Raw genomic sequence first — 26,645 nt, 5'->3', positions numbered from 1 at the left:
GGGATAGACCAGGGTGGAAGCATCACACCACTGGGGCGAAACGAGGCATCCATGCAGTCCATCGGCCATTGGATAGACGGCAAATCGGTGAGCGGGACCAGCGAGACCACCGCGCCGGTGACCAATCCCGCCACCGGTGTCGTCACCGGGGAGCTGGCGCTGGCGAATGTGGCCGATACCCGCGCCGCGATCGATGCCGCGACGGTGGCCTTCGCGTCCTGGCGCGACACCTCGCTCACCCGCCGCACCCAGGTGCTGTTCCGCTTCCGCGAACTGCTCGCCGAACGCAGAACGGAACTGGCCGCGATCATCACGGCCGAGCACGGCAAGGTGGCCGCCGACGCGCTCGGCGAGGTGACCCGAGGTCTCGAGGTCGTCGAATTCGCCTGTGGCATTCCGCATCTGCTCAAGGGCGGGTACACCGAGAACGCCTCGACCGAGGTCGACATCTACTCGATCCGCCAGCCGCTCGGCCCGGTCGCGATCATCTCACCGTTCAATTTCCCAGCGATGGTGCCGATGTGGTTCTTCCCCCTGGCGATCGGCACGGGCAACACGGTGGTGCTCAAGCCGAGCGAGAAGGATCCGTCGGCGGCGCTGTGGCTGGCGCGGCTGTGGCAGGAGGCCGGGCTGCCCGACGGTGTGTTCAACGTCGTGCAGGGCGACAAGGTCGCCGTCGACGAACTCCTGGACAATCCGGCGATCAAGGCAGTGTCGTTCGTCGGCTCGACCCCGATCGCCAAGTACGTCTACCAGCGCGGCACCGTGGCGGGCAAGCGGGTGCAGGCACTGGGCGGCGCGAAGAACCACATGGTGGTGCTGCCCGACGCCGATCTGGACCTGGCCGCCGACGCCGCCGTGAACGCCGGTTTCGGATCGGCGGGTGAGCGGTGCATGGCGATCAGTGTGGTCGTCGCCGTCGGCGGGGTGGCCGACGAATTGGTCGCCAAGATCAGCGAGCGGGCCGGCGGCATCGTCACCGGCGACGGCACCAGCGGCGCCGAGATGGGCCCGCTGATCACCCGCGCGCACCGCGACCGGGTGGCCGAGTACATCGACGCGGGCGAGAACTCCGGTGCCCGTGTGGTTCTCGACGGTCGCAACCTCACCGTCGACGGCGCGCCGGACGGATTCTGGCTGGGCCCGACGATTCTCGACGAGGTGACGCCAACCATGAGCGTCTACACCGACGAGATCTTCGGCCCCGTGCTGTCGGTCGTGCGGGTCGGCACCTACGAGGAGGCGGTGGCGCTGATCAACGCGAACCGCTACGGCAACGGCACCGCCGTCTTCACCAACGACGGCGGCGCGGGACGCCGGTTCCAGCACGAGGTGGAGGTGGGCATGGTCGGCATCAACGTCCCGATCCCGGTGCCGATGGCCTACTTCAGTTTCGGCGGCTGGAAGAACTCCCTGTTCGGCGACTCGCACGCGCACGGCACCGACGGCGTGCACTTCTTCACCCGCACCAAGGCGGTCACCGCCCGCTGGCTCGACCCCAGCCACGGTGGGCTGGAACTCGGCTTCCCGCAGAACAAATAATTCGAGGGAGACTCACCATGACGCTTTCCGATGAGGCCGCTCGCGCCTACGAACTCGACCGCCGCCACGTCTTCCATTCCTGGTCCGCGCAAGCGGCTCTCACGCCGATGGTGCTCACCGCCGCCGAAGGTTGCTACGTGTGGGACGGCGAGGGCAATCGCCTGCTCGACTTCTCCTCGATGATGGTGAACACCAATATCGGCCACCAGCATCCGAAGGTCGTCGCCGCGATCCAGGAGCAGGCGGCCACACTGTGTACCGTCGCACCGAGTTTCGCCAACGACGCGCGCTCCGAAGCGGCCCGGCTGATCAGCGAACGCACGCCCGGCGACCTCGACACGATCTTCTTCACCAACGGCGGCGCCGACGCGGTCGAGCACGCGGTTCGGATGGCGCGTCTGCACACCGGGCGCTACAAGGTGCTCTCGCGGTACCGCTCCTACCACGGCGGCACCGAGACCGCGGTGAACCTCACCGGCGACCCGCGCCGCTGGCCCAACGACCACGGCAACACCGGAACCGTGCATTTCTTCGGGCCGTTCCTGTACCGCTCGGAATTCCATGCCACCGACGAGGCGCAGGAGACCGAACGGGCGCTGACCCATCTCGAGCGCACCATCGAAATGGAAGGTCCGGCCACCATCGCCGCGATCGTCCTGGAGTCGGTGCCCGGCACCGCGGGCATCATGGTGCCGACCACGGAGTACCTGCGTGGGGTGCGCGAACTGTGCGACAAGCACGGCATCGTGTTCATCGCCGATGAGGTGATGGCGGGCTTCGGGCGGACCGGAAAGTGGTTCGCCATCGACAATTTCGATGTCGTGCCCGATCTGATCACCTTCGCCAAGGGGGTGAACTCCGGTTACGTCCCGCTCGGGGGCGTGGCGATCAGCGCGGCCATCGCGGCGACCTTCGCCAACCGACCCTATCCCGGCGGGCTCACCTACTCGGGCCATCCCCTCGCCGCCGCCGCGGCCGTCGCGACGATCAACGCGATGACCGAGGAGCGCATCGTCGAGAACGCCGCCGACATCGGCGCGAAGGTCATCGGACCCGGCCTTCGCGAACTGGCGCAACGGCATCGGAGCATCGGTGAGGTTCGCGGGCTCGGCGTCTTCTGGGCACTGGAACTGGTCCGCGACCGCACCACCCGCGAACCTCTCGCCCCTTACGGCGGCACCAGTCCCGCGATGACCGAACTGGTCGCCGCCTGCCGGGTCGGCGGCCTACTGACGTTCGTCAATTTCAACCGCCTGCACGTTGTCCCGCCGTGCGTGATCACCGAAGCCGAGGCCAAGGAAGGGCTCGCCATCCTCGACCAGGCACTCACCGTCGCCGACGCGCACACCGTCTGACACGACACGCGGCGGGCGGAACGCGCCCGCCGCGTGAACGAGAAATGCTGCCCGGCTACCGGATCGGATCGGCGCCGGAATTCCCGGGCGGGGGCAGGCGTTGTCCAAGGGCGTGACCGATACCGCTGTGCTTTCCGATGAGCTGAAGTCCTACCTCGACGAGGAGAAGGTCTACGCGACCGTCGCCACGGTCGGGCCCAACGGGCATCCGCATCTGACCGTCGTCTGGATCAAACGCGAGGGCGATGATCTACTGTTCTCCACCACCGTCTCACGGCAACAGGCCAAGAACCTGGTGCGCGACCCGCGGATCACCGTGATGGTGAACCCGCCGGAACGGCCGTTCCTCTATGCCGAGGTCCGCGGAACCGCTACCACCACACCGGATCCAGAACGGGCGTTGCCGGACGAGATGTCGCTCAAATACACCGGCAAGCCGTATCGCGAGTTCAACCCGGCATCGGTGCACGACGCCGAACGAGTCGTCATCCGCGTCACTCCGACCAAGATCACCGGGCGCTTGTGAGCAGCGCGCCCGGCGCCGGTCAGCTCCGCTGAGCCTCTTCTTGCGCGTGCTGTGCCTGCACCAGCTGTTGCGGGGTGAACCGCAGGGTCAGCGCGACGAGGGCGGCCAGGACCGCCAGGATCGCGCACACGAACAAGACCAGGGTGTATCCGCTGTTCAGTGCGTCGATTTCGGTAGGCGACATGTCCGCGGCGCGGCCGTCGCTACCGCCCAGCGAGAGCGTGCGCGAGGCAGCGATCGGGCTCAGCAGGCCGATCGCGATCGGCGTCGCCAGGTTCATGAACATCTGACCGACCGCCGAGAGCGGGCCGATATTCGACTGCGGCACGCCGACGAGCACGCACAGCGGTGCCAGCACCATCGCGACACCGACGCCGAAGCCGATCACCACCAGCAAGGCCAGCAGGGTCGGCAGGTACTGCACATGCCGGTCCAGCGTGGAGCCGAACAGCAGCCCGATGGCCAGCACGACCGAGGCCGAGGCGAGCAACCAGCGCGGCGCGAACACGAGCGCCAACTTCGACGCGACCGCACCACCGACACCGATGCCGACAGTGAACGGGATCGAGGCGATACCGGCCTGCAACGGGCTGTAGCCGAGCACGTTCTGCAGCAGCTGGGCGACGAAGAACGTCATCGCGCCGAGGACCGCACCGGCCAGGAAGATCAGCGCGAAGGTGGCGACCCGGTCGCGGCTGTCGAACAGCGACCACGGCAGCAGCGGATCGGCCTCGCGGCGTTCGGTGAACACGAAGATCACCAGCAGCGCGAATCCGCCGATCAGTGAGGCGAGGATGATCGGGCTGGTCCAGCCCATGGCCGGGCCCTCGGTCGCGCCGAACACGATCGTCGCGCACGCCAGGGTCCCCAGGATCGCGCCCTTGATGTCCAGTGGGGTGCGATGGTGCTCGGTGTCGGCCAGCTTGTAGACCGCGCCCGCCACGATGAGCGCGCCGATCGGCACGTTGATCAGGAAGATCCACCGCCACGAGAACTCCGTGAGCGCACCACCGACAACGAGACCGCCGACCGACCCGATACCGGCCATCGAACCGACGATCGCGATGGCTTGATTGCGTGCGGGTCCCGGCGCGAAAGTGGTCGCGACCAGCGCGAAGGCCGTCGGCGCCGCGATGGCCGCACCGGCGCCCTGGAAGGCGCGCGAGATCAGCAGCATCGCCTCGCTATTGGCCAGACCGCAGGCCAGCGACGCGGCGGTGAACACCCCGACGCCGATGATCAGCATCCGTTTACGCCCGAACGCGTCGCCGAGCCTGCCACCGAGCAGCATCAGTCCGGCGAAGGTGAGGCCGTAGGCGGTCACTGTCCAGGCACTGCCCGAACTGGACAGCCCCATCTCCTCCTGCAGCCGCGGCAGCGCGAAGATCACGACCGTGCCGTCGAGCACGACCATGAACTGCAGGCCGCTCAGTACGAGGATGGCGAGACCGAAGGCCCGCCCCGTCACCGGATACTGCATCGTCGCAGCGGGTTTATCGAGCACAACGAGGCAGTGTAATTGGCGCGATGGCAACGCGCGGGCGCGCGGCCCGCGAAGCTAGTCGAGCCCGAAGCCCGCCGTGGGGCCGATGACGATGATCGCGGGCGGACGGATGCCCTCTTCCTTGACCCGGTCGGCGACCGTGGCGAGGTCGGCGCGCACCACCCGCTGGGTGCGCAGCGTGCCCTCCTGGATGACCGCGGCCGGGGTATCGGCCGGGCGACCCCCTTCGAGCAGGGCGGCGGCGAACTTGTCGATCCGCTCGACCGCCATCATCAGCACGATGGTGCCGCGCAGCTTGGCCAGCGCCGGCCAGTCGACGAGCGAATCGGGGTGCTCGGGGGCGACGTGTCCGCTCACGACCACGAACTCGTGGGTCACCCCGCGATGGGTCACCGGAATACCGGCCGCGCCGGGGACCGAGATCGGGCTGGTCACGCCGGGCACCACCGTCACCGGAATACCGGCCGCGGTGCACGCCTCGAGTTCCTCGTACCCACGGCCGAACACATACGGGTCGCCGCCCTTGAGCCGGACCACGAACTTGCCCGCCTTGAAACCCTCCACAAGCGCGAGGTTGATCGCCTCCTGCGCCATCGACCGGCCGTACGGGATCTTCGCGGCGTCGATCACCTCGACGTGCGGGCCCAGTTCGGCGAGCAGTTCCGGCGGGGCGAGCCGGTCGGCGACGACCAGGTCGGCACGCGCGAGCAGCCTGCGACCACGCACGGTGATCAGGTCGGGATCGCCGGGACCACCGCCGACGAGCGCGACGCCGGGGGGCACCGGTTCCGAATCATCGGTCACCACACCGGATTGCAGCGCTTCGAGCAGACCGTTGCGCACCGCGGCCGAGCGACGGTGCGCGCCACCGGCGAGCACGCCGAGCGAGAGTCCGTCGTAGCGGGCGGTCGCGGGGGTGACCGCGGTGCCGTCACGGGCGATATCGGCGCGGACGCAGAAGATGCGCTTGGCGGTGGCTTCGGCGACCACGGCGGCATTGGTCTCGGGTTCGTCGGTGCAGGCCATCGCGTACCAGGCGCCGTCGAGATCGCCGTCGGCGTAGGCGCGCAGTTCGACACCGAGTTGCCCCGCCGTTGCCATGCCCTCGACAGCCGGGGTGACCGCGCGGCTGATCACGTGCACATCCGCACCGGCGGCCACGAGCAGCCCGAGTCGGCGCTGGGCAACGGTGCCGCCGCCGACCACGACTACTCTACGTCCACGAAGATCGAGCCCGACCAGGTAGTTCGGGTCGCCTGCGGGCGGGGTCGATGCGGTGTCAGCGGTGTTCGGCACAGTTTCTCAGCCTAGTTCCTGGCTCGCCACGGCCCGAACGCACCCGCCGACAGACGCATCGCGGATCGACGGTGGAGCCCCGCTTCTGCCCATCATGTCGCGGCGCGGTGTGCGCCCAGTGCCCGCAGGCAGGACAGTGGAGGCCATGACGCAGCCGCACGCACTCCTGGACGTGGCCTACGACGAAGCCCTGCTCGGGCTGGCCGAGGGTGGTGTCCCCATCGGCGCCGCCCTGTTCGACGCCGACGGCACCCTGCTCGGGCGTGGCCACAACCGCCGTGTTCAGAACGACGACCCGAGCGCGCACGCCGAAACCGATGCCTTCCGCGCCGCGGGCCGCCGCCGCGACTACGGGCCGACGATCATGGTCACCACGCTGTCCCCGTGCTGGTACTGCAGCGGGTTGGTCCGCCAGTTCGGGATCGGCACCGTGATCATCGGCGAGGCGCGGACCTTCCACGGCGGCCACGACTGGCTGGCCGAACAGGGGGTGCGGGTGATCGTCCTCGACGATCCGCGCTGTGTGTCCCTGATGACCGACTTCATCGCCGAACGCCCCGATCTGTGGTTCGAGGACATCGGTGTCGCACCGCCGAAGGAGACACCAGCATGAACAGCATCGCCTCGGTCGATCTGGCCCGCCGGCGCGCGGGCGGCGACGCGGCGCGGGCGGGTTGCAGGTGTACACCGAGGCCGAAGGGTGGTCGGTGGTGACGCCGGTCGCCCCGCCGATCGGGATGGTGGAGCAGGGCCCGCCGGTGGTATCGGCCGATTTCCTGCGTATCCGGTTGGATGCCATCACCATCGGCTGACCCACCGGGCACGAGATCAGCCGAAGTACGGCTGGTTCTGCACCCAGCGGAACCCCGTGCCGCGCAGCGGGAAGCTCTCCAGGTCGGTGCGGGTGAGCGTGACCGCGGCGGGGCGGCCGTCGAGTTCGCCGCGCAGGGTCAGCGTGTCGTCGGGGGCTCGATCGATTGTGAATGTCGCGTAGGGCGCGGGGGTTTCATCCGCGCCGGCGGGTGCGGCGGCGAGCGTCATCGTGTTCGCCGCCAGGTCGGTCGTCGCCAGCACCGCCACGATGGTGTCGTCCATCCGCTGGTAGCCCGCCGAACCCACGTCGATGACGAGGCGTTGCCAGCGCACCGGATCGGTGGTGAGCGGCGGGACCGGGGCACCTTCGACGCTGAACTCGCCGACTTCCCAGATGCCGTAGAGCTCGGGTTTCGTTGCGCCGCCGCCGTATTCGCGCCAGCTCTCCATCCCGACAAAGATCATCCCCACGGTGATCCACAACCCGACCGCGACTTGCACCACAGCGGCCGACCGGTTCGCCCGCCGGGACGAGAACAGCGGTGGTTGCACAGCCGGTCCCGAATCTCGTTCCAGCACAAGGACATTCGCGATCCTGCAGGCCTGCGGGGCGAGCAGCACCAGCCCGATCAGCAGCAGGTGCCCGGCGAGCATCTTCACCGGGACGTCGAAGGTGAGATTGAACAGGAACACCTGCGCCATGCTGATCACGCTCAGCATGGCGCCCAGCGTCGCCGTGCGCGGCCAGAACAGCAGCAGCCCGGCGAGTACTTCGGCCACGCCCAGCGCGATCTCGTAGGCGGGTGAGGATCCGACTTGCGTCCACAACATCGCCATCGGTGTCAGATTACCGACGCGAGTGAGCAGGGCTATCAGCGAAGGTTCCGGCATCTGCGTCGGGATCAGCTTCGCGAAACCGTAGAACAGCATCTGCCCGCCCGCGAACAACCTCATCGCGGTGAGAAACCAGCTCAGCAGCCGTGGATACGCGCGCCTGCGCCGGTCCAGCGCCGACCACACGACCGTGATCAGCACCGCGACCACCAGGAGCACTCCGCACTGAATCCAGATCGCCGCCTGGTCACCGCTGCCGTTCATGGCCAGCTCGGCCCGCACCCCGAACACGTGCTCGCCGATCCAGCCGCTCACCGGCTCGAGCGCGATCATCTGCCAGAGCATGACCTTCTCGGGCAACCACAGCGCGAAGACGCCGAGGAAGACGAAGGTGATCTGGGCCATCCACAGACAGAACAGTCCGAGGTAGGCGACACTGAAGCGGAAGGCGAGCCGGGTGATCGGACGCCAGGTCGGAGCGGGTAGCGGTGCACTCGCGATATCGCCGTGCGTGCGCTCTGGTCACTGTGGACACCCATGCCTCCCCGTCGAGATCGATTGTTACCGAAGCTAATCGGTGTCGCTGCCGAGCGCGTCCGGGAAACCCCGATCTTTTCCCTGTCAACCCTGAATCTCACTCACCGACGCCGGGCTTACATTCCGGACGGTCTTCCGGTACGCCAGTACTGCAACGCGTTATATATCGGCGAAAAGGGGGACCGCACCTATGTCCGACGATCCGGACCACACCGCGCAACACTCGCTCACCGTCACCGAGCGTGATCTCGACGAACTCGCCGAGCAGTTGTCGCAGTGGTTGTCGGGCAAAGTCGGCGCCGACACACCCGCGAAGGTCACCGACCTGAGCAAGCCGACCACCGGCGGCATGTCGAGCACCACCATCCTCTTCGATGCGGAATGGTCGGTGGGCGGTGTCGTCGAGAGCGGTTCGTTCGTCGCGCGGATGGCTCCCGAGGACGGTTCGTTCCCGGTCTTCCAGTCCTACGACCTGCCGTTGCAGCATCAGGTGATGACGGGTGTGGCCGCCGCCTCGGCGGTCGCGGTGCCGCCGATGCGCTGGCTCGAGCTCGACGAATCCGTCTTCGGCACGCCATTCTTCGTGATGGAGAAGGTCGAGGGCCGCGTACCGGCCGACAATCCGCCGTATGTGTTCTTCGGCTGGGTTTTCGACGCGACAGTGGCGGAGCGCGAGCAGATCGCCGACTCCACCGTCGAAGTGATCGCGCAGGTACACGCGATCGACGACATCGCTACGCGGTTCCCGTCGCTCGACGGCGAAGGTTGCGCGCTGCGTAGGCATTTCGAGGCCCAGCGCGCTTGGTACAAGTGGGCGCTCACCGACGACGGCGTCGAGATCCCGCTGATCGAGCGGACTTTCGAGTGGCTGGAAGCGAACTGGCCCGCCGAGCCCGGCCTCGAGGTGCTCAACTGGGGCGACGCCCGCCCCGGCAATATCCTGTTCGACGGCTTCACCCCCGCCGCGATCCTGGACTGGGAGATGGCCACCTTCGGCCCGCGCGAGCTGGACCTGGGCTGGGTGATCTTCATCCACCGCTTCTTCCAGGATATCGCCACCCGCTTCGATCAGCCCGGCCTGCCCGACTTCTTGCGCCGCGACGCGATGGTCGCGAAATACGAAGAGCTGACCGGACATTCGGTCCAGAATCTGGACTTCTACATCATCTACGCCGCGCTGCGGCACGCGATCGTGATGGGACGGATCAAGCGCCGGATGATCCACTTCGGTGAGGACACCGTGCCCGAGGATCTCGACGACTACGTGATGCATCGCCTCAGCCTCGAGGCGCTGCTCGACGGCACCTACGAGTGGGACTGACTATGAGCGCGATCATGCCCGTCCCCTTGGACGAATACCCGGTCCATCAGACCCCGCTGTCGCTGGCCAGGGTGGCCACCAGCGACCGGAACTTCTACGACCGCTACTACTTCAACGCCTTCGACCCCGCGGGCGAGGCGATGCTGATCACCGGTTTCGGCGTGTACCCGAATCTGGGTGTCGTCGACGCGTTCGCGACGGTGCGCCACGGTGACGCGCAACGCAGCGTGCGGTTCTCCGACGCGCTCACCTCGCGCGATCTGAACACCGCCGTCGGTGGCTACCGGATCGAGGTGATCGAGCCGCTGCGGAAACTGCGGGTGGTGTGCGAGCACGACGATCTCGGTTTCGACCTGACCTGGACCGGCGCGCAGCCCGCGGTGCAGGAGCAGCCGCACCTGATTTTGTCCGGCACGCGACCGATCATCGAGGCCTCACGCTTCGCCCAGTCGGGTTCGTGGGAGGGCACTCTCGCCGTCGACGGGATCGACTACACGGTCGACCCGGCGGTCTGGACGGGCAGCCGCGACCGGTCATGGGGCATCCGGCCCTCCGGTGAGCCCGAACCCGCCGGTCGGCCGACCGGCATGGACGGTTTCTGGTGGCTGTACGCGCCGCTGCGGTTCCAGGACTTCTCGATCGTGGTGATCGTGCAGGAAGAACCCGACGGCACCCGCACGCTCAACAACGCGGTCCGGATCTGGAACGACGGCCGCAAGGAACAGCTCGGCTGGCCCCGCATGCACTGGACCTACGAGCCCGGCACCCGGCACCCGAAGTCGGTGCGCCTCGACATGACCACGCCCGACGGGAAACCGCTCGAGGTGGAGGTCGAATCCCGCCCCGGCATCGCCCTGCACGTGGGCTGCGGTTACGGCGCCGACCCCGACTGGACCCACGGCCGCTGGATGGGCGAGAACTGGTCGCTGTCGAGCGCCTACGACCTCACCGACCCCGCCATCAAGGCCCGCACCCCCTACGGCGTGATCGACCACATCGGCTACGCCCGCTGCGGCGACGCCGAAGGCTGGGGCCTGTTCGAACACGCCTCCATGGGCCGCCACGACCCCACAGGTTTCGCCGATTGGTCCTCCGTCGCCCCTTGACGGACTTTCGCGCGAGAAGAAAAGGCGCCGCCGCGACAACGAGGTCGCGGCGGCTCCGATTTTCTTGTGCGGCCGCACCGGGTGCACCCGGGCCTTGCGCGGCCGCGCCGGATCGGCGAGCTGCACGCAGATCGCGGCCGTGCGCGGTCCCAGCGGATCGAGCACTGCGGTCGGTCGATCTTGCCCAGCGAAGTGATTCGGGCATCAGGGTCGACGCGATAGCGATGCCGCTGCGACGACTATCCCATCGACGATTGTTCTCCCTCGGACGAGTTCACCGCCGCCCGCGAGCAGCGCCGCCGCTTCCGCGACATTGGGGGTGCCGACCGCTGCCGATACACGGTCCGAACTGTGCTCGGTGTCGACCTCGGCCAGCTGCTCGGCGGTGAACGCCACGACTGCCACACCGAGAGTCGCTGCGGCGGAAAGAACGTCGAGCTCCCCGGCTCGCCGATCGAGTGTCGCCAAGCAGGCGATGGTGGTGTCGCCGACGACCGCCCGCACCGCGCGAACGATCCGCTCCGCCTCGGTTCCCGGCCGTACGCCGATGCCGACGGCCAGCGCCGAACCCGACGGCGCATCACCGGTCGCCGGTTGTCGCTCGCCGTCGGAGGTCGTCATCGTCGCCGTGTGCCGTCAGCGGTCGAATCGTCTTGCGGCGCTGACGAATCGGGCGATGGCGGCGGGATTTCCCGCCGGATGGGTGTGTAGGTAGGAGGCGTGCACCTGGCGAATCACGGCACCTTCGGTCATGGAACTTGTTGTCCGCCAACCCCAGGCAGCGTTCTCCGCGCCGGTGCGGGACAGACGGGTGCGGTGGAATTCGTGACCACGCACCCGGTCCCCTGCACGCCACAGTGCCGAGTCGTGCAGGGCGACGGCGTCGCGGTAGCCGAGCGTCAGGCGCGGGCCGAATTCGGCGTCGGCGTCGATGACCCCTGCCATCTGGTGGCCGTCGAGGGAGCGGGTGAGGTAGAGCAGTCCAGCGCATTCGGCGTGGATCGGCAGGCCCCTCGCGGCACCGTCGGCCACTGCGGTGCGCAGGCGCTCGTTAGCGGAAAGCTGCCCGGCATGCTCCTCCGGGAAGCCGCCGGGAAGTACCAACCCCGCTGTGTCTGAAGGGAGTTCGTCGGAGAGCGGATCGAAAACCGCCACTCGGGCACCGGCTGCGGCCAGGAGTTCTCGATGCTCGGCATAGCCGAAGGTGAATGCCGGACCGCCCGCCATCGCGATCAATGGATCCCTGCCCGAGACAACATCTGGGCGCGCGGTCGACGGCTCGGCAGCGGATTCCGGCGCGGTATCGAACGAGGTCGATTGATGGTGGGCGTCGGCGAGTTCGACCTGCGGGTCCCACGCGGGACCCTGCACCGAGCCACCCGCCAGGGCAACGATCGCGCGCAGATCCACGTGTGCGGCAACGAGTTCGGTCATCGCGTCGACGGCGGCGGTGGCGGCGGTGCCGTGTTCGACGGCGGGGATGAGGCCGAGATGGCGTGAGGGGACTTCCAGTTCGGCCATGCGGGGCAGGGCGCCGAGGACAGGGAGGCCGACGCGGTCGCAGGCCGCGCGCAGGACTTGTTCGTGGCGTTCGCTGCCGACGCGGTTGAGGATCACACCGCCGAGGCGGACCGAGGAGTCGTAGGTGGCGAAACCGTGCAGGAGCGCTGCGAGACTCTGGGAGTGACCGCGGGCGTCGACCACCAGAACCACCGGCGCCCCGAGCAGCCCGGCCACCTGTGCGGTGGAACCCTCGGCGATCGCGTCGCTCCGGTTCTCGTCGATCCGGCCGTCGAACAGGCCCATCACGCCCTCGACGATCGCGATATCGCAGCCCTGCGCGCCGTGCCGATACAGCGGAACGACCCGATCCTCGCCCACCAGAACGGGATCCAGATTTCGCCCCGGCCGCCCGGCCGCGAGCCCGTGGTAGCCGGGATCGATGTAGTCGGGCCCCACCTTGAACGGCGCCACCTGATGCCCGGCCCGCCGCAGCGCACCGATCAGCCCGGTGGCCAGCGTGGTCTTCCCGCTTCCCGATGCCGGGGCAGCGATCACCACTGCGGGGGCGCTCACCATTCGATACCGCGCTGGCCCTTGCGGCCCGCGTCCATGGGGTGCTTCACCTTCGTCATCTCGGTGACGAGATCGGCGGCCTCGATCAGGGCCTGGGGTGCGTCGCGGCCGGTGATGACCACGTGCTGGTTGCCGGGGCGATGGGTGAGGGTTTCGACGACCTCGTCGATGTCGACCCAGCCCCATTTGAGGGGGTAGGTGAACTCGTCGAGGACGTAGAAGCGGTGCTGTTCGGCGGCGAGGCGGCGGGAGATCTCCTGCCAGCCGGACAGAGCGGCGGCCGCGTGGTCTTCCTCGGTGCCGTGCTTGCGGGTCCAGGACCAGCCTTCGCCCATCTTGTGCCACTCGACCGCGCCACCCACACCGGTCTCCTCGTGCAGGGTGCCGAGGGTGCGGAACGCGGCTTCCTCGCCGACCTTCCACTTGGCGCTCTTCACGAATTGGAAGACCGCCACGTCGAAGCCCTGATTCCAGGCTCGCAACGCCATCCCGAACGCCGCGGTGGACTTGCCCTTACCCGGTCCCGTGTGCACGGCCAGGACCGGCTGATTGCGCCGCTGACGGGTCGTCATGCCGTCCTCGGGCACACTCTCGGGAACACCTTTGGGCACTGGTCACTCCTCGTCATTATTCGCACTGACGCGCGTGTTCGCGGCGCACGGTGGCCGCGGGGCCAGTTCGTCACCATTTCTATCAGGGCGCGCCCGTGGCGCTCACAGGCTCTACGCCGCGCGGGCGAGTGAGCCGGTGGCCCGGACTACGTCGGCGACCGTCTCGCCGGTGAGTTCGTTCAAGCGCAGGTAGCGGGCGCGCAGGTCGCGGGCCAGTTCGGCGGCCAGGCCGAGGCGGATCATGCCGCGTTCGCAGTCGATGACCATCGCGGTGTGGCCATCGGCGGCCAGCAGGGCGGCGGCGGTGCGGGCGCGCGGGAGGGGATCGATGCCGCCGGTGGCGCGGCCGTCGGTGAGCAGGACCAGCATGGGGCGGCGGCGGGGGTCGCGGACGTGTTCGCGGGCGATCACCTCGCGCGCCTTCAGCAGGCCCGCGGCGAGCGGCGTTTTGCCGCCGGTGCGCATCCCGGCCAATCGGCGGACGGCGATGTCGACCGAGGAGGTGGGTGGCAGGACGAGTTCGGCTTCACTACCGCGGACACTGATCACGGCCACCTTGTCGCGGCGCTGGTAGGCGTCGCGCAGCAGGGTGACGATGGCGCCGGTCACGGCGGTGAGCCGGTCGCGGGCGGCCATCGAGCCGGACGCGTCGACGACGAAAACGACCAGGTTACCTTCTCTGCCTTCGCGATAGGCGCCCCGCAGGTCTTCGGTTGCCAGGGCGAGTGGGCCGCTGAACCTGCCACGCTCGAACTGCTTCGGCGCGGCCGCGAATACCGTGCCGAGCAGGTGCAGGCCCGTGGAGGGGTCGGCGTCGGGGCGGACGGTGCGGCCGGTTCGGGTCCGGGCGCGCGAACGTCGGCCGGGGGCACCCTCGCCGATACCGGGGACCTCCCAGCGTGGGGCAGGCTTTGCTGCCGAAGTCGGTGTGCCCGAGAACTTTTCAGGCCCTGGTCGCGAACCGTTCCCGGTGCCGTCGTGGCTGGAGCTGTCCGACCGGTCGCCGGAACCGTTCGGTCCCCCACCATCCGGGCCGGACCCGTCCGGTCCGCCGCCGGGACCATCGCCGTCGGGGCCACCATCAGGCCCCTCGTCATCCGGACCGCCATCCGGTCCGCCACCCCGCGACCTCTCATCGCCCGGACCGCTGGGGTCCACCCCATCCGGACGGCCCGAATCACTGGTGTCGGCCTGGAGTTCGTCCTCGTCCCGGCGACCGTTCCCCTGATCGCCCGATCCACGCGGACCGTCGAATTCCTCATCCCCCGAAGCCTTTTCGACCTCAGCGGCCGCGGCATCCATCGCCTCATCGAGCTGCTGCTCACTGATCCCCGGCTCGTCGAACGGATCTCGCCGCCGACGATGCGGCAGCGCGAGTTCCGCGGCGATCCGCACATCGTCCTCGGTGACCCGATCCCGTCCACGCCACGCCGCGTGCGCGGTCGCCGTCCTGGCCACCACCAGGTCGGCGCGCATTCCGTCGACGTCGAAGGACGCGCACAGCGCCGCGATCCGGCGCAGCTCCGAATTGTCCAGCGCGACCTCGGGCAACCGGTCCCGCGCGGTCAGAATGCGTTCGGCCACCACCTGATCGGCGTCGACATAGCGGGCGGCGAACGCGGCGGGGTCGGCCTCGTAGTCCAGGCGGCGGCGCACCACCGCCATCCGCACGTCGACCTCGCGCGAGGCCGCCACGTCGACGGTGAGCCCGAACCGGTCGAGCAACTGCGGCCGCAACTCCCCCTCTTCGGGGTTCATCGTCCCGACCAGAACGAATCGCGCCGGATGCGAGTGCGAGACACCGTCACGCTCGACGTGCACCCGCCCCATCGCCGCCGCGTCGAGCAGCACGTCCACCAGATGGTCGTGCAGCAGGTTCACTTCGTCCACGTAGAGCACGCCGTGGTGGGCCGCGGCCAGCAACCCGGGACGGAACGCCTGTTCCCCGTCGCGCAGCACCCGCTCGAGATCCAGCGAGCCGACGACCCGGTCCTCGGTGGCGCCGACCGGCAACTCCACCAGCCGCGCGGGCCGGGCTCCGGTCTCATCGACCACAGGCGGCAGCAACTGCGCGAGCGCGCGCACCACGGTCGACTTCGCCGTGCCCTTCTCACCCCGCACCAGCACCCCACCGATCCCGGGGTGCACGGCCGACAAGATCAACGCCAACTGCAGCCGCTCCTGCCCCACCACAGCGGAGAACGGGAACCCCGACTCACCCGCCACACGCGCGACGGTGTGCGGACCAGCGGCAACATCAGCAAAACCAGGCACACACCAACTCTATGCGGGCCATGATCGACGCCGACCCCCGGGCATCTGCGCCGTCAGAGTCCTAGCCGCGCCGCATCGGCGTATGCATGATTCCGTCGTCGTCGTATTCCGGCCCGTCGACGGCGAACCCGAACTTCGCGTACATCTCGACCAGATGCGACTGCGCATCCAATCGCACAGTGGCCGAACCGGTTTCAGCGAGCGCCGCCCGCATCAGTCGAGCGGTGTACCCGTGCTTGCGCGAGGACTGCGCGACACACACCCGGCCGACCCGGTAGTTCGTCACACCGTCGACGACCTCTTCGAGCAGGCGCAGGGTGCCGAGCACCGAGCCGTCGTCGAGCCAGAAATGCCGCGTAGTCGACAGGAGATCACGCCCATCCAGCTCCGGATAGGCGCATTCCTGCTCGACAACGAACACGTCCACGCGCAATCGCAGCAGCCGGTAGAGGGTGGCGGCATCCAGATCCGCCGCCCACGACCGTCTCAGTTCGACGCTCACACCTACGCGTAGCTCGCGACCTGCTCGTGCGCGGACGTGTTGTTGCCGTCCAGCTTCAGCGACTTGCTGGTCCAGTCCCACACTTCCTGGAACAGAGCCTGGTTCTCCGACAGCTTCTGTCCGAGCGAGGGGATCATCTGCTGCAGCTGCGGCGTCCAGCCCGCGTACTGCTGCGGGAAGCAACGCTGCATCACGTCGAGCATGGCGGTGACACAGGTCGACGCACCCGGCGACGCACCGAGCAGACCGGCGATGGTGCCGTCCTCGGCGGAGATGACCGCGGTGCCGAACTCCAGCACACCACCGGCACCCTTGCGACGGATGACCTGCACACGCTGACCGGCGGTGATCAGCTCCCAGTCGCGGCCCTTCGCGCGCGGCAGGAACTCCCCGAGCACGCCCACCTTGCCTTCCTGCGACTTGAGCAGCTCCTCGACCAGGTACTTGGTCAGGCCCAGTTCGGTGAGACCGACGCCGACGAGCGACGCGATATTGTTCGGCTTGATCGACTTGAACAGGTCGGCGTTGGAGCCGTCCTTGAGGAACTTGGGGGTCCAGCCGGCGTAGGGGCCGAACAGCAGGCCCTTCTTGCCGTTGATGACGCGGGTGTCGAGGTGCGGCACCGACATGGGCGGCGCGCCGACGGCGGCCTTGCCGTAGACCTTGGCCTCGTGCGCGGCGATCAGCTCCGGGTTGGTCGAGCGCAGGAACTGGCCGCTGATCGGGAAGCCACCGAAGCCCTTGGCCTCGGAGATGCCCGCCTTCTGCAGCAGCGGCAGCGCGCCACCACCGGCACCGACAAAGACGAACTTCGCGTTGATGGTGCGCGACTTGTAGGTGCGCTGGTTGCGGACGGTGACGTTCCACGACCCGTCGGATTGCTTGTCGAGGTTGCGGACCTCGGTGCCGAAGGCGATCTCGCCGCCGGAGTAGCCGATGTAGGCGAGCAACTGCTTGCTCAGCGCGCCGAAGTCGATATCGGTGCCGCCGTCGGACCAGTTCAGCGCGATCGGGTCGCTGAAGTCGCGGCCCTTGGCCATCAGCGGCAGGCGCGCGGCGAACTCGTCGGGGGTGTCGATGTACTCCATGCCGCGGAACAGCGGGTGTGGCGCCAGCGCTTCGTAGCGCTTGCGCAGGTAGTCGACGTTGTCGGCGCCGTGCACGAAGCTGACGTGCGGGATGGGGTTGATGAAGCCCGAGGGGTCGTCCAGCACGCCGGTGTCGACGGCGGAGGCCCAGAACTGGCGCGAGACCTGGAAGCGCTCGTTGATATCGACGGCCTTGCTCACGTCGACCGAACCGTCGGCGTTCTGGGGGCTGTAGTTGAGCTCGCACAGCGCCGAGTGGCCGGTACCCGCGTTGTTCCACGGGTCGCTGCTCTCCGCGGCGGCGGCGTCGAGCCGCTCGAACACCGAGATCGTCCAGTCCGGCTGCAGCTGCCGCAGCAGCGCGCCCAGCGTGGCACTCATGATGCCAGCGCCGATGAGAACTACATCGGTCTTTTCACTCTTCGCAGCGTTCGGCACGGGTAGATCGACTTCCTTGTCCTTCTCAGCTACCCACCGGCGGGTGAGTTCGCTTGGCGCGGGCGCTTTGGCGGTGTTCATGCGACTCGCGGTGAATCGCCGGGAGGTAGGTTACCCGTCGTTCACCTGATGCCAATTGTGCACCTCAGCCGAGCACACTTCTGCAACGGACCTCCCGAATGTGATGAAAACCAAGCCTGCACGTCGCCGGGACCGCGGGATAGATTGAGCAGTGTGACGAACGAAACCCTCGCCGACCGGACCGACGAGCAGTGGCAACCCGATGTTCTCGGCACCGCGTATCAGCAGCGGACCCTCCCACTCGGTATCGACCCCGACGGTGAGGGCGAGGTGGTTGCCACCCTCGTGCGCTATCTGCCCGATGCCGCGGCGCCGGCCGTCGAGCCGACGGTGCTGTACGTGCACGGGTTCACCGACTACTTCTTCCAGGAGCACCTGGCCGAGCACTTCGCCGCGCGCGGGCACCGATTCTATGCGCTCGACCTGCGTAAATGCGGGCGCTCGCGGCGGGACGGGCAGAGCGCGCACTATGTCAGCGACCTGGCGTTCTACGACGCCGAGCTGAGCGAGGCGCTGCGGATCGCGCGCGAGGAGACCGGCAACGAGGTGCTGATCGTCGCGCATTCGACCGGTGGGTTGATTGTGCCGCTATGGCTGGACCGGCTCCAGCGGGCGGGCGGCAGCGCGGCAGCGGGTGTGGTCGGGCTCGTCCTCAACAGTCCCTGGTTCGACCTGCAAGGACCGTCGTTCTACCGCACCATCGGCACCCCCGTGATCAACACGGTCGGCAGGTTCCGCGCCTTCGCCCAGCTACCCGGCGGTGTCAGCACCGCCTACGGCGACAGCCTGCACACCAGCCGCTCGGGTGAGTGGGATTACAACCTGGACTGGAAGCCGCTGCGCGGTGAACCGGTGCGCCTGGGTTGGCTGCGCGCCATCCGCCGCGGACAGGCGCGCCTGCACCAGGGCCTGGCCATCGGCGTGCCCGCGCTGCTGCTGCGCTCACGGATCACCAAGTTCGCCCGCGAGCACTCCCCCGCCGTCGACGTGGCCGATGCCGTGCTCGATGTGAAGCAGATCCAGCGCTGGGCCGGTTGCCTGGGCGAGCGCACCTCGATCGTCCCGATCGACGGCGCCCGCCACGACGTGTTCCTGTCCTCGGAATCCGTGCGCGCCAACGCTTTCCAGGAAACCGACAACTGGCTCGACTGGCTGGCCGCCTACCGCAAGTCCTGATCAGGACCGACCTTCACCAGGCTCTCGGGTAAGCATCGCGAGAGCCTGGCGGTCCGCGTCTACCAGAGGCTCGTGCGGAGGACGATTTCGGTGGCGAATTCGTGGCCCGCCTCGGTGGCGATGTTGTCGACTTCCAAGGGGACGACCCGGAATTCGCCGTAGACATAGCGGCCGGAAGCGTCGGCGGTGGCGCGGGGCAGGCTCTTGGTGACCAGCATGGTGACGGGCAGCTCCAGCGGCGGACAGGACGCGTCGGCGACATTGCCGTCGGCGTCGGGAACCGCCGGGTGACCGTGGTCGGCGACGACCAGGCTCATGAACCGCCCGAACCGGCCCGCACACACCCGCCACGCCAACTCCGCGCCCGACCCACGCCCCGCGACATTCACGTAGGGCAGTTCGAGCTCGTCGAGAATCGTGAGCACACCCGCGGGATCGAGCCCCTCGACCGACTCCACGACAATGGTCTGCAAGTCGGACTCGTGCAGCCGCGCGCACACCGTGTCGAACACATCAGCAGGGTCGTCCGCATCGGGAAGCAGCAGCACATTGTGCCGCGAAGAGGGCCCGTCGACCCGCACCGTCCAGGCCTGGTCACCGACCGTGATCTGCCGAGATTTCATGCCGGGTTACGGTACACGGCCGGACTGAACAACGCGGCCTGTTCCGGCGCGCCCTGCCGATCGCCATACCCCCGTGTGCTGGGCTTTCACTGCCGGCGACCCCGAAATTGCCAACCCTGTCACAACGGCGCACCGCCGACTGTGAGGCGAGACCGACCGCACACCGCCGCGCACGCGGCGATCGGCGCCACGAGCCGGTCGGCGATCGCCGCCTCCCTCGCTCCGCGACCTTCCACGGATCGGGTTTGCCTCAACTCGCGGGTGCGTGACCGCGGTCGAAGCGGCATCGCCGCGAGTAGTCCGCGGTTACCCGCGCAATACCGAAACTGCCGGTCACCGGGCGGTTCGGATGACCGGGATGTCGGTGGGGGCGCCGTCGCGGATCAGGTGGTCCAGGGCGGCGAGGTCGACGTGTTGTTCGATGAGGTCGGCGAGCAGATCGAGTTGCGCGGATCTGACGGCCGCGACCGAAGTGTCGGGGGCGACGGTGAAGCCGGTGCGCCCGGCTCGGGCGGCGACTTCGGTGAGCCAGGTGCGGCGGAATTCGTCGGATTCGAGGAGGCCGTGGACATGGGTGCCCCAGATCGCCTCTCGCGCACTACCTTCGGGGTCGCCATCGATGGTCAGCCATGCGGGATCGGCGGTGTGGGTGACTCTGCCGTGGTGGATCTCGTAGCCGTGCACGGGAATCGAGCCCGCGATGCCGGTCACCTGCCGGGCGATCTTCGGGTCGGCGAATTCGATGTCGAGGCCGAGAAGGCCGAGGCCGTCCACCACACAGGGTCGCGCCCTCGTCGGCATCTCGACACCTGCGTGATCCGGTATCGAGGTGGGCGCCGGTGATTCCACGGCCCGGTACTCGACGCCGTCGACAATGCGCCGCCCGAGCATCTGGTAGCCACCGCAGATGCCGAGGACGGGGCGGCCTGCCGCGGCGCGGGCGCGCAGGGCCTCGCCTATTCCGTTGGCGCGCAGCCACTCCAGGTCCGAGACGGTCGCTTTCGAACCCGGCACGACGACGAGGTCGGCGGTGGCCAATTGGTGAGGGCTGTCGGCCCAGCGGACCGATACGCCGGGTTCACAGGCCAGGGCTTCGATGTCGGTGGAGTTGGAGATTCGAGGCAGGCGGATGGCGGCGACGGTGAGCCAATCGGTGCCGTGGGGTGGGTCCGGTCGGCCTACCGGGGCGCCGGAGATGGTGCCGAGGGAGTCTTCGGCGTCGAGCCAGAGATCTTCGGCGAAAGGGAGGACGCCGAGGGTGGGGCGGCCGGTCAGGGTGGCGAGTTGGTCCAGGCCGGGTTGCAACAGGGACACATCGCCGCGGAACTTGTTGATGATGAAGCCCGAGATGAGTTGCTGGTCTTCGGCTTCCAGGACGGCGACGGTGCCGAACAGGTGAGCGAGGACGCCGCCCCGGTCGATATCGCCGACCACCAGGACCGGAATGTCGGCGGCGCGCGCCAACCCCATGTTCGCGAGATCGGTGGCACGGAGGTTGATTTCGGCCGGTGAACCCGCTCCTTCACAGATCACGACATCGAATTCGTCACGTAACGAAGCCAATTCGGCCGCGACGACTTCGCGCAGTTCCTGCCGTCGGGTGAAATAGTCACGCGCACCGACAGTTCCGACCGCCTTGCCGCGAACCACCAACTGCGAGCGGCGATCGCTACCGGGCTTGAGCAGCACCGGGTTGAACCGCACGCTCGGCTCCAGCCCACAGGCCCGTGCCTGCAACGCTTGCGCGCGCCCGATCTCCCCGCCGTCGAGGGTGACGACAGAGTTGTTCGACATGTTCTGCGCCTTGAACGGCGCCACGCGCACCCCGCGCCGGGCGAGCATGCGGCAAATACCCGCCACTACAACGCTTTTTCCGGCATCAGAGGTGGTGCCGGCGATCAGCAGCGCCCCGCGCAGGGCCACGTCGGTCACGATGCGCACCCCGCGCCGGTCCGATTGGGCAGTCGGCCGGAATCGTGCAGCCGCGATGGTCCCACCGAACCGGCGTACCGACTCACGGCAGAGTCAGGATTTCCGCGCCTGTCTCGGTGACAACCCAACCGCATGAGCTTCGAACTGCGCCGACTCACGGCAAGGTCAGGATTTCCGCGCCTGTCTCGGTGACAACCCAACGACGTGAGCTTCGAACTGCGCCAACTCACGGCAAGGTCAGGATTTCCGCGCCTGTCTCGGTGACGACCAGGGTGTGTTCGAACTGCGCCGTCCACTTGCGGTCCTGGGTGACCACGGTCCAGCCGTCGTCCCAGATGTCGTAGTCGATGCCGCCGAGGTTGATCATCGGTTCGATCGTGAAGGTCATGCCGGGCTCGATCACCGACTCGATGTTGGGCTGGTCGTAGTGCAGGACCACCAGACCGCTGTGGAAGGTGGGGCCGACGCCGTGGCCGGTGAAGTCGCGCACCACGCCGTAGCCGAAGCGGTTGGCGTATGCCTCGATGACGCGGCCGACCACATTCAGGGCGCGACCCGGCTTGACCGCCTTGATCGCCCGGTTGGTGGCCTCTTCGGTGCGCTCGACGAGCAGGCGCACCTCCTCGTCGACATCGCCGGCGAGGAAGGTCCTGTTGGTGTCGCCGTGCACGCCGTGGATGAACGCGGTGACGTCGATATTGACGATGTCACCGTCTTCGACCACCGTCGAGTCGGGGATGCCGTGGCAGATGACTTCGTTGAGCGAGGTGCAGCAGGACTTGGGGAAACCCTTGTAGCCCAGCGTGGAGGGGTAGGCGCCGTGGTCGCACATGTACTCGTGGGCGATCCGGTCGAGCTCGTCGGTGGTGACACCGGGCACCACGGCCTTGCCCGCCTCTTCGAGTGCCTGCGCCGCGATCTTGCCCGCGATCCGCATCTTCTCGATGGTCTCGGCGGTCTGCACCCAGGGCTCGTTGCCCTCGTTCGCGGTTTTCTTCCACACGTATTCGGGGCGCTCGATGGAGCGGGGAACTTCCCGGATCGGCGACTGGGTGCCGGGAACTAGTGGCTGACGGGTGCGCACGGACATAAGGGCAGTGTATCTATGCGCCCACGTTGCCGTGCGTCGCCGCCCGTGCTCGCGGCGGGCACCGCGCCTGCTGTGGAGGAGCTGTGCGTCAGACCACAGGTTCCAACCGAACGATGATGCCTTTCGACGTCGGCGTGTTGCTGATGTCGGCGGTGCTGTCGAGCGGAACCAGCACATTGGTCTCCGGGTAGTACGCGGCCGCCGACCCACGGCTGGCCGGATACCCGACGGCGACGAACTTCGCCGCCCGCCGCTCGGTGCCGTCGTGCCAGATACTCACGATGTCGACCACATCACCGTCGGCGATCCCTCGCTCGGCCAGATCGTCGGGGTTCACCATCACCACCCGTCGTGCGTTGTGGATGCCCCGATAGCGATCGTTGCTCGCGTAGGGAATGGTGTTCCACTGATCGTGAGACCGAAGCGACTGCAGCACAAGGTATCCCGGCGGGGCGTCGATCATGTCGAAGTCGTTGCGGGTGAACTCGGCCTTGCCGCTCGCGGTGCGGTAGATGCCCTCGTTGACCGGATTGACCAGCAGCATCCCACCCGGCTCGGCGACGCGTTCGTTGAAGTTCTCGAAGCCGGGCACGACCCGGGAGATGCGGTCGCGCACGGTGCCGTAGTCGGCGATGAACTCCTCCCACGGAATCGCGGACTCCGCCCCCAGCGTGGCGCGCGCCAGCCGGGAGATGATCGCCACCTCGCTCAGCAGGTCGGGTGCGGCCGGGTCGAGGCGTCCGCGCGAGGCGTGGACTTCGCTCATCGAGTCCTCGACGGTGTAGAACTGCTCGCCGGTGGCCTGGATATCGCGGTCGCTGCGGCCGAGGGTCGGCAGGATCAGCGCTGTCTCGCCACAGACCGTGTGGGAGCGGTTGAGTTTGGTGGAGATCTGCACGGTCAGCGAGCACTGCCGCAGCGCCGCCTCGGTGACCTCGCTGTCGGGCGTCGCACGCGCGAAATTGCCTGCGACACCGACGAATACCTTCGCGTGGCCGTCGCGCATGGCCCGGATGGAACCGACCGCGTCGAGGCCGTGTTCGACGGGCGGGGTGAAGTCGAATTCCTTGCCGAGCGCGTCCATGAACGACTGCGGCATCCGCTCCCAGATGCCCATGGTGCGGTCGCCTTGGACATTGCTGTGCCCGCGCACCGGGCAGACCCCGGCTCCCCGGCGACCGAGATTGCCGCGCAGCAGCAGGAAGTCGACGATCTCGCGAATCGTCGGGACGCCGTGTTTGTGCTGGGTCAGACCCATCGCCCAGCACACGATGATCTTCTTGCTGCCGAGCACCTGCTGGTGGACGGCCTCGATCTCCTCGCGCGCCAGCCCGGTCGCGGTGAGCGCGTGCTCCCAGCTCACCGTCCTGGCATGCTCGGCGAAGGCGTCGAAACCGGTGGTTCGCGCGGCGATGAACTCGTGATCGAGCACCGTCCCCGGGGCCGCGTCCTCGGCGTCGAGGAGCAGTTTGTTCAGCATCTGGAACAGCGCGAGGTCGCCACCGGGGCGGATCTTGAGGAAGATGTCGGCGATCTCGGTGCCGCGTCCGATCACGCCGCGCGCCTTCTGCGGATTCTTGAACCGGATCAGCCCGGCCTCGGGCAGCGGGTTCACCGCGACGATCTTGCCGCCGTTGCGTTTGGTCTGCTCCAGCGCCGTCAGCATCCGCGGATGGTTCGTGCCCGGGTTCTGGCCGACGACGAAGATCAGGTCGGCTTCGTAGATGTCATCCAATGACACGGTGCCCTTGCCGACGCCGATGGTCTGGGTCAACGCGGAACCGCTCGACTCGTGGCACAGGTTCGAGCAGTCGGGCAGGTTGTTGGTGCCGTAGGCGCGGGCGAACAGTTGCAGCAGGAACGCGGCCTCGTTGTTGAGCCGCCCCGAGGTGTAGAACAGGGCCTCGTCCGGGGTGGCCAGGCCGCGCAGTTCGCGTGCCATCAGATCGAGGGCGTCATCCCAGGCGATGGGCTCGTAGTGGGTGGCGCCGGGGCGCTTCACCATCGGCTCGGTGAGCCTGCCCTGCTGGTTGAGCCAGTAGTCCGACATGGTGTCGAGTTCGGTGACCGGGTGCTCGGCGAAGAACTGCCTGGTGACCCGGCGGGTGGTGGCCTCGTCATTGATGTGCTTGGCACCGTTTTCGCAGTACTCGTTCATGACCCGGTGCTTGGGTTCGGGCCACGCGCACCCCGGACAGTCGAAGCCCTTGGTCTGATTGATGTTCAGCAAGGTGAGCGCGGTGCGCACCGGGGAGTTCTGCGAGAGCGAGTACTCGAGCGCGTGCGCTACCGCGGGAACGCCGACCGCCCAGGTCTTGGGCGGGGTCACGCTCAGATCATCTGCTGGATCCTGGATCGAGGTCATGTATCCGCTCTCCTCAGTTCCGCGGCATCGCGCGCGCCGACATCTGTGACAAAAGGCTGCTCACATTGTCCACCCTTGTCAAAGCGGAAGCCCGATCACCTGATAGATCTCGGTAATCGGGCTTCCTGCTCGGCCTGCGAGGACTCAGTCCGGTTCGAACACGCTGCTGCCGTAGACGTCCTCGGCGGTGAGGGTGATGAGGTCGGTTTTGCCCAGTGGCCGGTCGAGCGCGACCAATCGGCGGGCCTGCCGCAGCCGGCAGCGTTCGATGGCGTTGCGCACGCTGCGTGCGTTGGCGAACCGGGGCTGGCCCATGCGCAGGGTGAGGTACTCGGCGAACGCCTTGTGGGCGTCGTCGTCGAAGGCGAACCCTTCCGACTCCACCATCAGGCCCGCGATCTGGGTCAGCTCCGCGTGGTCGTAGTCCTCGAAGGTGAGATGGTGCGGCACCCGGGAGCCCAGGCCCGGGTTGGCGGCGAAGAACGTCGCCATCCGGTCCGGGTAGCCGGCGAAGATCACCACCAGATCTCCGCGCTCGTTCTCCATCTCGGTGAGCAGGATCTCGATGACCTCCTGCCCGTAGTCCCGCTCGTTCTCCGGCCGGAACAGGTAATAGGCCTCGTCGATGAACAGCACACCCCCGGCCGCGCGGGCGATCGCCTCCTTGGTCTTGGGCGCGGTGTGGCCGATGAACTGGCCGACCAGGTCGTCGCGGGTGACGGTGTGCACGCGCGACGCCCTGATATAGCCGAGCGCGTGCAGGATCGCCGCCATCCGCAGGGCGACCGTGGTCTTGCCGGTGCCGGGGCCACCGGTGAAACTCATGTGCAACGTGGGTCGCGTGGTGGTGAGCCCGAACCGGCGCCGCGCCCGGTCGACCTGGAGCAGCGAGGCGATCTCGTGGACGCGACGCTTCACCGCGGCCAACCCGACCAGTTCGGCGTCGAGGGCTGCCAGGGTGTCGCCCACCCTGGCCGCGGCCTCGTCGGCCGAGAGATCGAGCACCTCGTCGTCGCCGAGAATCGCAGGCTCGGGCGTCTGTTCCTCGACGGCCGTGGTCTGCGCCGAGCCGCCTGCCGACGGCCGATGGAACCCGAATCCCTTTGGTGTGTCCATCAGTTCACTCGCCCGCGTACCGATCACCGGTCGGACGGGTGGTGGCGTAGGACTTCACCGAGTACCGCTGGGTGCGGTCCGGGCCCTCGACGCGTTCGAGCAGGAAACCGGGTTCTTCGGCCGGGCGCTGGACGAGGAACGACATCGCGGTGGACTGCCTGCCCAGGGTCGCGTCGTAGGCCAGCAGCCGGATGTAGTGCTGGGGGAACGTGGCCCGACAGGCGTTGAGCTGGGCGAGCACGCCGTCGGGTTCGACCAGGTCGAACATCGGCAGCCCCCACATCTCCCAGTAGACATTGCGGGGGTGCGGGTCGTCGGTGTACTCCAGCGATACCGGCCAGCCGTGGTCGAGGGCGTATTTCACCTGGGCCGCGATCTCGTCGTCGGTGAGATCGGGCAGGTAGGAGAAGGTTCCGTAGCGAAGTCTCATCAGGTGCTC

General features: G+C 68.0%; 23 protein-coding genes. 8 read left to right on the top strand and 15 right to left on the bottom strand.

Annotated elements, in window-relative coordinates; genetic code table 11:
- Nucleotides 1-51 precede the first annotated feature (51 nt).
- The 3 genes from ACFXKN_RS25940 (at nt 52) to ACFXKN_RS25930 (ending at nt 3,423) form a co-directional block, all read left to right on the top strand.
- Nucleotides 52-1,542, top strand: coding sequence for a CoA-acylating methylmalonate-semialdehyde dehydrogenase (locus ACFXKN_RS25940; protein ID WP_378944195.1), 1,491 nt, complete (start codon nt 52-54; stop codon nt 1,540-1,542).
- 17 nt (nt 1,543-1,559) lie between these two features.
- A complete protein-coding gene (locus tag ACFXKN_RS25935; protein WP_378944190.1) occupies nt 1,560-2,897 on the top strand; it encodes an aspartate aminotransferase family protein in 1,338 nt (445 codons plus the stop codon).
- A gap of 112 nt (nt 2,898-3,009) precedes the next feature.
- The gene (locus ACFXKN_RS25930; RefSeq protein WP_378944187.1) at nt 3,010-3,423 is read left to right on the top strand and encodes a PPOX class F420-dependent oxidoreductase; all 414 of its coding nucleotides are present in this window, start codon (nt 3,010-3,012) and stop codon (nt 3,421-3,423) included.
- A gap of 19 nt (nt 3,424-3,442) precedes the next feature.
- On the opposite strand, the gene ACFXKN_RS25925 is transcribed toward ACFXKN_RS25930, so the two are convergent.
- Both ACFXKN_RS25925 and cobA read right to left on the bottom strand, forming a co-directional pair.
- Nucleotides 3,443-4,903 carry an MFS transporter gene (locus ACFXKN_RS25925; RefSeq protein ID WP_378946128.1) on the bottom strand — a complete coding sequence of 487 codons (1,461 nt, stop codon included), beginning with the start codon at nt 4,901-4,903 and terminating at the stop codon, nt 3,443-3,445.
- Between the two features lie 78 nt (nt 4,904-4,981).
- Entirely contained in the window at nt 4,982-6,223 is a 1,242-nt protein-coding gene (cobA, locus tag ACFXKN_RS25920; protein ID WP_378944184.1) for a uroporphyrinogen-III C-methyltransferase, read from the bottom strand.
- Nucleotides 6,224-6,368: 145 nt separating this feature from the next.
- Between cobA and ACFXKN_RS25915 the strand changes: the two genes are divergently transcribed.
- Together ACFXKN_RS25915 and ACFXKN_RS25910 are read left to right on the top strand one after the other, a co-directional pair.
- On the top strand, nt 6,369-6,836 hold the full coding sequence (locus ACFXKN_RS25915; protein ID WP_378944181.1) for a nucleoside deaminase: 468 nt from the start codon (nt 6,369-6,371) through the stop codon (nt 6,834-6,836).
- Between the two features lie 67 nt (nt 6,837-6,903).
- Nucleotides 6,904-7,035 (top strand): hypothetical protein, encoded by a 132-nt coding sequence (locus tag ACFXKN_RS25910; RefSeq protein WP_378944174.1) that lies wholly within the window; start codon nt 6,904-6,906, stop codon nt 7,033-7,035.
- A 16-nt stretch (nt 7,036-7,051) separates the two neighbouring features.
- On the opposite strand, the gene ACFXKN_RS25905 is transcribed toward ACFXKN_RS25910, so the two are convergent.
- Nucleotides 7,052-8,275, bottom strand: coding sequence for a DoxX family protein (locus ACFXKN_RS25905; protein ID WP_378944171.1), 1,224 nt, complete (start codon nt 8,273-8,275; stop codon nt 7,052-7,054).
- Nucleotides 8,276-8,597: 322 nt separating this feature from the next.
- Between ACFXKN_RS25905 and ACFXKN_RS25900 the strand changes: the two genes are divergently transcribed.
- Nucleotides 8,598-9,728, top strand: a complete 1,131-nt coding sequence (locus tag ACFXKN_RS25900) for a phosphotransferase family protein (RefSeq protein ID WP_378944168.1) — start codon at nt 8,598-8,600, stop codon at nt 9,726-9,728.
- A 2-nt stretch (nt 9,729-9,730) separates the two neighbouring features.
- Nucleotides 9,731-10,834 (top strand): hypothetical protein, encoded by a 1,104-nt coding sequence (locus ACFXKN_RS25895; RefSeq protein WP_379433993.1) that lies wholly within the window; start codon nt 9,731-9,733, stop codon nt 10,832-10,834.
- Between the two features lie 204 nt (nt 10,835-11,038).
- Here ACFXKN_RS25895 and ACFXKN_RS25890 read toward each other — a convergent pair whose 3' ends face one another.
- The 6 genes from ACFXKN_RS25890 to mqo all read right to left on the bottom strand — a co-directional run bounded on the left by ACFXKN_RS25890 (nt 11,039) and on the right by mqo (nt 17,904).
- Entirely contained in the window at nt 11,039-11,455 is a 417-nt protein-coding gene (locus ACFXKN_RS25890) for a cobalamin biosynthesis protein (RefSeq protein ID WP_378944161.1), read from the bottom strand.
- A 15-nt stretch (nt 11,456-11,470) separates the two neighbouring features.
- The gene (locus ACFXKN_RS25885; protein ID WP_378944158.1) at nt 11,471-12,913 is read right to left on the bottom strand and encodes a cobyrinate a,c-diamide synthase; all 1,443 of its coding nucleotides are present in this window, start codon (nt 12,911-12,913) and stop codon (nt 11,471-11,473) included.
- Nucleotides 12,907-13,521 carry a cob(I)yrinic acid a,c-diamide adenosyltransferase gene (gene cobO / locus ACFXKN_RS25880; protein ID WP_378944155.1) on the bottom strand — a complete coding sequence of 205 codons (615 nt, stop codon included), beginning with the start codon at nt 13,519-13,521 and terminating at the stop codon, nt 12,907-12,909. The genes ACFXKN_RS25885 and cobO overlap by 7 nt, the downstream gene beginning before the upstream one ends.
- A gap of 111 nt (nt 13,522-13,632) precedes the next feature.
- On the bottom strand, nt 13,633-15,747 hold the full coding sequence (locus tag ACFXKN_RS25875; RefSeq protein ID WP_378946124.1) for a magnesium chelatase subunit D family protein: 2,115 nt from the start codon (nt 15,745-15,747) through the stop codon (nt 13,633-13,635).
- A gap of 109 nt (nt 15,748-15,856) precedes the next feature.
- Entirely contained in the window at nt 15,857-16,297 is a 441-nt protein-coding gene (locus ACFXKN_RS25870) for a GNAT family N-acetyltransferase (protein ID WP_378944152.1), read from the bottom strand.
- A gap of 2 nt (nt 16,298-16,299) precedes the next feature.
- A complete protein-coding gene (gene mqo / locus ACFXKN_RS25865) occupies nt 16,300-17,904 on the bottom strand; it encodes a malate dehydrogenase (quinone) (protein ID WP_379433992.1) in 1,605 nt (534 codons plus the stop codon).
- A 153-nt stretch (nt 17,905-18,057) separates the two neighbouring features.
- Between mqo and ACFXKN_RS25860 the strand changes: the two genes are divergently transcribed.
- Nucleotides 18,058-19,080: an alpha/beta hydrolase gene (locus tag ACFXKN_RS25860; protein WP_378944144.1), complete on the top strand. Its 1,023-nt coding sequence runs from the start codon at nt 18,058-18,060 to the stop codon at nt 19,078-19,080.
- A 59-nt stretch (nt 19,081-19,139) separates the two neighbouring features.
- Here the strand turns inward: ACFXKN_RS25860 and ACFXKN_RS25855 are convergent, their stop codons facing one another.
- The 6 genes from ACFXKN_RS25855 to ACFXKN_RS25830 form a co-directional block, all read right to left on the bottom strand.
- The gene (locus tag ACFXKN_RS25855) at nt 19,140-19,703 is read right to left on the bottom strand and encodes an alpha/beta hydrolase (RefSeq protein ID WP_378944141.1); all 564 of its coding nucleotides are present in this window, start codon (nt 19,701-19,703) and stop codon (nt 19,140-19,142) included.
- A 333-nt stretch (nt 19,704-20,036) separates the two neighbouring features.
- Complete coding sequence (locus ACFXKN_RS25850) at nt 20,037-21,620, bottom strand: cobyric acid synthase (protein ID WP_378946121.1); 1,584 nt, start codon at nt 21,618-21,620, stop codon at nt 20,037-20,039.
- A 241-nt stretch (nt 21,621-21,861) separates the two neighbouring features.
- Nucleotides 21,862-22,725, bottom strand: a complete 864-nt coding sequence (gene map / locus ACFXKN_RS25845; protein WP_194824234.1) for a type I methionyl aminopeptidase — start codon at nt 22,723-22,725, stop codon at nt 21,862-21,864.
- Between the two features lie 88 nt (nt 22,726-22,813).
- Nucleotides 22,814-25,090 carry an FdhF/YdeP family oxidoreductase gene (locus ACFXKN_RS25840; RefSeq protein ID WP_379433991.1) on the bottom strand — a complete coding sequence of 759 codons (2,277 nt, stop codon included), beginning with the start codon at nt 25,088-25,090 and terminating at the stop codon, nt 22,814-22,816.
- Nucleotides 25,091-25,234: 144 nt separating this feature from the next.
- A complete protein-coding gene (locus ACFXKN_RS25835) occupies nt 25,235-26,206 on the bottom strand; it encodes an AAA family ATPase (RefSeq protein ID WP_378944129.1) in 972 nt (323 codons plus the stop codon).
- Between the two features lie 4 nt (nt 26,207-26,210).
- Entirely contained in the window at nt 26,211-26,636 is a 426-nt protein-coding gene (locus ACFXKN_RS25830) for a ribulose bisphosphate carboxylase small subunit (RefSeq protein WP_378944124.1), read from the bottom strand.
- Nucleotides 26,637-26,645 lie beyond the last annotated feature (9 nt).

Source organism: Nocardia sp. NPDC059195 (assembly GCF_042754695.1).
Classification (GTDB): domain Bacteria; phylum Actinomycetota; class Actinomycetes; order Mycobacteriales; family Mycobacteriaceae; genus Nocardia.
The sequence above is the reverse complement of the archived record's forward strand: the minus strand, read 5'-3'. Positions and strand labels throughout refer to the sequence as shown.